Annotated in this window: 4 protein-coding genes; 2 read left to right on the top strand and 2 right to left on the bottom strand. The window is 73.2% G+C overall.

What is annotated here, in order from left to right; translation table 11 throughout:
• Window positions 1–1,093 (bottom strand): carbamoyltransferase HypF (locus tag KBI44_21865; protein ID MBP9147135.1); only part of this gene is annotated, 1,093 nt, incomplete at its 3' end.
• Between the two features lie 134 nt (window positions 1,094–1,227).
• Here KBI44_21865 and KBI44_21860 point away from each other — a divergent pair.
• Window positions 1,228–1,674, top strand: coding sequence for a ubiquinol-cytochrome c reductase iron-sulfur subunit (locus tag KBI44_21860; GenBank protein ID MBP9147134.1), 447 nt, complete (start codon window positions 1,228–1,230; stop codon window positions 1,672–1,674).
• A 26-nt stretch (window positions 1,675–1,700) separates the two neighbouring features.
• Here KBI44_21860 and KBI44_21855 read toward each other — a convergent pair whose 3' ends face one another.
• On the bottom strand, window positions 1,701–2,219 hold the full coding sequence (locus tag KBI44_21855; protein ID MBP9147133.1) for a hypothetical protein: 519 nt from the start codon (window positions 2,217–2,219) through the stop codon (window positions 1,701–1,703).
• 122 nt (window positions 2,220–2,341) lie between these two features.
• On the opposite strand from KBI44_21855, the gene KBI44_21850 reads away from it, so the two are divergent.
• Window positions 2,342–2,766, top strand: a 425-nt coding sequence (locus KBI44_21850; GenBank protein MBP9147132.1) for an RNA polymerase subunit sigma-70, incomplete at its 3' end; no start/stop codon positions are given.

Below are 2,766 nucleotides of genomic sequence, written 5' to 3'. Positions count from 1 at the left end.
CGTCGTCGATCGCGATCGGCTCGCCGGAGAGGTTGCCGCTCGTCGCCACCAGGGGAAAATCCACCGCCGCGAGCAGCAGGTGATGCAGCGGGCTCGTCGGCAACATCACGCCGAGACGCGGATTGCCCGGCGCGATCTCCGGCGCGAGGAGAAGCCCGGGAAGTTCGCGCCGGCGGAGCAGCACGATCGGCGCCTGCGGCGAGGCGAGGAGGGCGGCCTCCTCCGGCGAGAGCCGGCACAGCTCGCGGACCGCGGCAACGTCGCGCACCATCAGCGCCAACGGCTTCGCCGGGCGTCGCTTGCGTTCGCGAAGACGCGTCACCGCGGACGGGGAGCGCGCGTCGCACAGCAACTGGAATCCTCCGATTCCCTTGAGCGCGGCGATCTCGCCCTGGCCGAGCGCCGTGGCGAGATCCGCGAGCGCTGCTCCCCGGACGGCGCGAGGCTCGCCCGTCGCGCTCACCGTGCGCAGGCGCGGTCCGCAATCGGGACAGGCGTTCGGCTGAGCGTGAAAGCGGCGGCACGTCGGGTCTTCGTACTCCGCGCGGCAGGCCGGGCAGAGCTCGAAACCGCGCATCGTCGTCGACGGCCGGTCGTAGGGCAGGCCGAGGACGATCGAGAAACGCGGCCCGCAGCGTGTGCAGTTCGTGAACGGATAGTGGAATCGGCGGTTGTCAGGAGAGAAGAGCTCGTTCCGGCACTCGGCGCAGGTCGCGAGGTCCGGCAAGACGACGGCGCTCGTGCCGGCCCGCGTCGCGCTCTCGCGGATCGTGAAGCCGCTGAGTCCCGTGGCCGGCAGCCATTCGACCGCGACCGAGTGCAGGATCGCCGGCGCCGGCTTCTCCGCCGCGATCCGCCCGACGAACGACTCGAGCCGGTGGCGTGGGCCCTCGACTGCGATCTCGACGCCGTGCGAATCGTTGCGCACCCAGCCGTCGAGGCCGAGCGCGCGCGCCAGGCCGTAGACGAACGGGCGAAAGCCGACTCCCTGAACGGCACCGCGGATGCACAGGCGCAGGAGCTGAGCGGAGTCGTCCGGGCGGGATTCCCCGGCAGTCGCGGCAGCCGCGGTCGTGCCTGTGGCACGCGGCACCGGAGGAGACTCGATCGGCATCGTGGCGGGAGCTTACTCCCGGCGGCACGCCGGGCTCCCACCCCCGCGGACCCGCCCGCCCGCCCACCCGGCCGGGCGGCGGTCGGTACGCGGTCGGGATCGATAATCCGCCCATGAGCGACCACGAGCGTCCTGCCGCAGGCGCCAGGGTCCTGGCGACCCGGCGAGAGGCGTTCGCTCGCCTCTTCGGGCTCGCCGGTGCCTCGGGGCTCGCCGTGCCGACCGCAGGTTGCGCGCCCGAACCGGTCGGCCCCCCGCCGGCCCGGCTGCCGCTCTCCGCCCTGCCGCCGGGCGGCCGTGTGCGCGTCCTGCACCGGGGCGATCCGGTGGAGCTGCGCTGGGAGGGGGAGCAGGTCGCGGGGCGCTCGCTCCTCTGCACCCACCAGGGCTGCGAAGTGCGCTTTCGCCCCGAGATCGAGCGCTACCGTTGTCCCTGTCACCAGGGGCTCTTCGACGCCGACGGGCGACCGTTCTCGGGGCCGCCGACGCGGCCTCTCGCCGTGATCCAGGTGCGTGTCGAAGGCGGAGAGATCGTCGTCGTCGACGAACCGGGAAGCTAACCCGCGTGGCTCCGTGTGCCGGTGTGCTACGGACCGGCCAGCACGACGTCATCGAAGCGCACCGCGAAGCCGGGCTCGCCGCTGCAGTTGAGCAGTAGCCGCACGGAGCGTGTGGTCGCGGCAGTGTCGCCGGTCGCCGTGACCGTCTGCCAGCCGTCGTCGAGCGGACGTGCCATCGCGAGGAAGGGGCTGAGGTCCCTCTCGCACGCCGCGTCGCTGTGCTCGAAGGAGGAGAGGCCGCAGACGTAGATCGTGCCGGCGACCGGTCGAACCCGGACGCTCGCCGCATAGGCTGTCGACGGCGCGACCGCGACGCAGGGCCCCGCCACCGAGAAGCTGCCGCTCGGCGCGCTCGCCGCGAGCGCTCCCGGGGCGGGCTCGCCCGCCGCCGGGTCGTGGCGGACTTCGCCGGTGATCGGCTCGGTCCAGCCGGCGAGGTCCTTGTCGAAGCCACCGTTGGCGGCGGCGTAGAGGTTCCCGCCCGCGGCCGCGGCGAGGGCGGGAGACACGATGGCCAAGACGATTGCGGTGACGAGCTGCTTCATGGCTGGCCTCTTCGGGGGGCGGGGAGCCGGGGAATCCGTGCCTGTCCACCCTCCTTCTCTCCTCCCAGAACGTCAGCCCCGGCCGGTGGGGGCCAGGAGCGCGTACGGCTAAAATACGTGCGGTGCCCCGTATGCCTTCCGATCGGCCGGGGTCGGGCTTCGACCCGGCCGACACCACGGCGCTGCTCGCCGCCGCCCGAAAGGGCGACCGCGCGGCGTACGACCGGGTCTTCGCCCGGGTCTACGAGGAGCTGCGTCGCGTCGCGTCGCGCCACGCGGCGCGGCTCGGAGCGCGCGACTCGCTCTCGACCACGGCGCTGGTGCACGAGGCTTACCTCAAGCTGGTCGACAACGAGGCCGCGGCGAGCAACGACCGGGCGCACTTCTTCGCGCTGGCGGCGCGCGCCATGCGGCAGATCCTCATCGACCACGCACGCCACCGCGGTCGTGACAAGCGCGGCGCGGGAGCGCCGCACCTCGAGCTCGGGCAGATCGACCTGCCCGGCGCGGGGCCGGAACCCGATGAGCTCCTGGCACTCGACCGCGC

The sequence above is a fragment of the Thermoanaerobaculia bacterium genome (assembly GCA_018057705.1).
Lineage (GTDB): Bacteria > Acidobacteriota > Thermoanaerobaculia > Multivoradales > JAGPDF01 > JAGPDF01.
This window is presented reverse-complemented; position numbering and strand designations above follow the sequence as displayed.

Coding starts and splice junctions, on each gene's coding strand:
- KBI44_21855 (MBP9147133.1), bottom strand. CDS start 2,219: ATGAAGCAGCTCGTCACCGCAATCGTCTTGGCCATCGTGTCTCCCGCC.
- KBI44_21860 (MBP9147134.1), top strand. CDS start 1,228: ATGAGCGACCACGAGCGTCCTGCCGCAGGCGCCAGGGTCCTGGCGACC.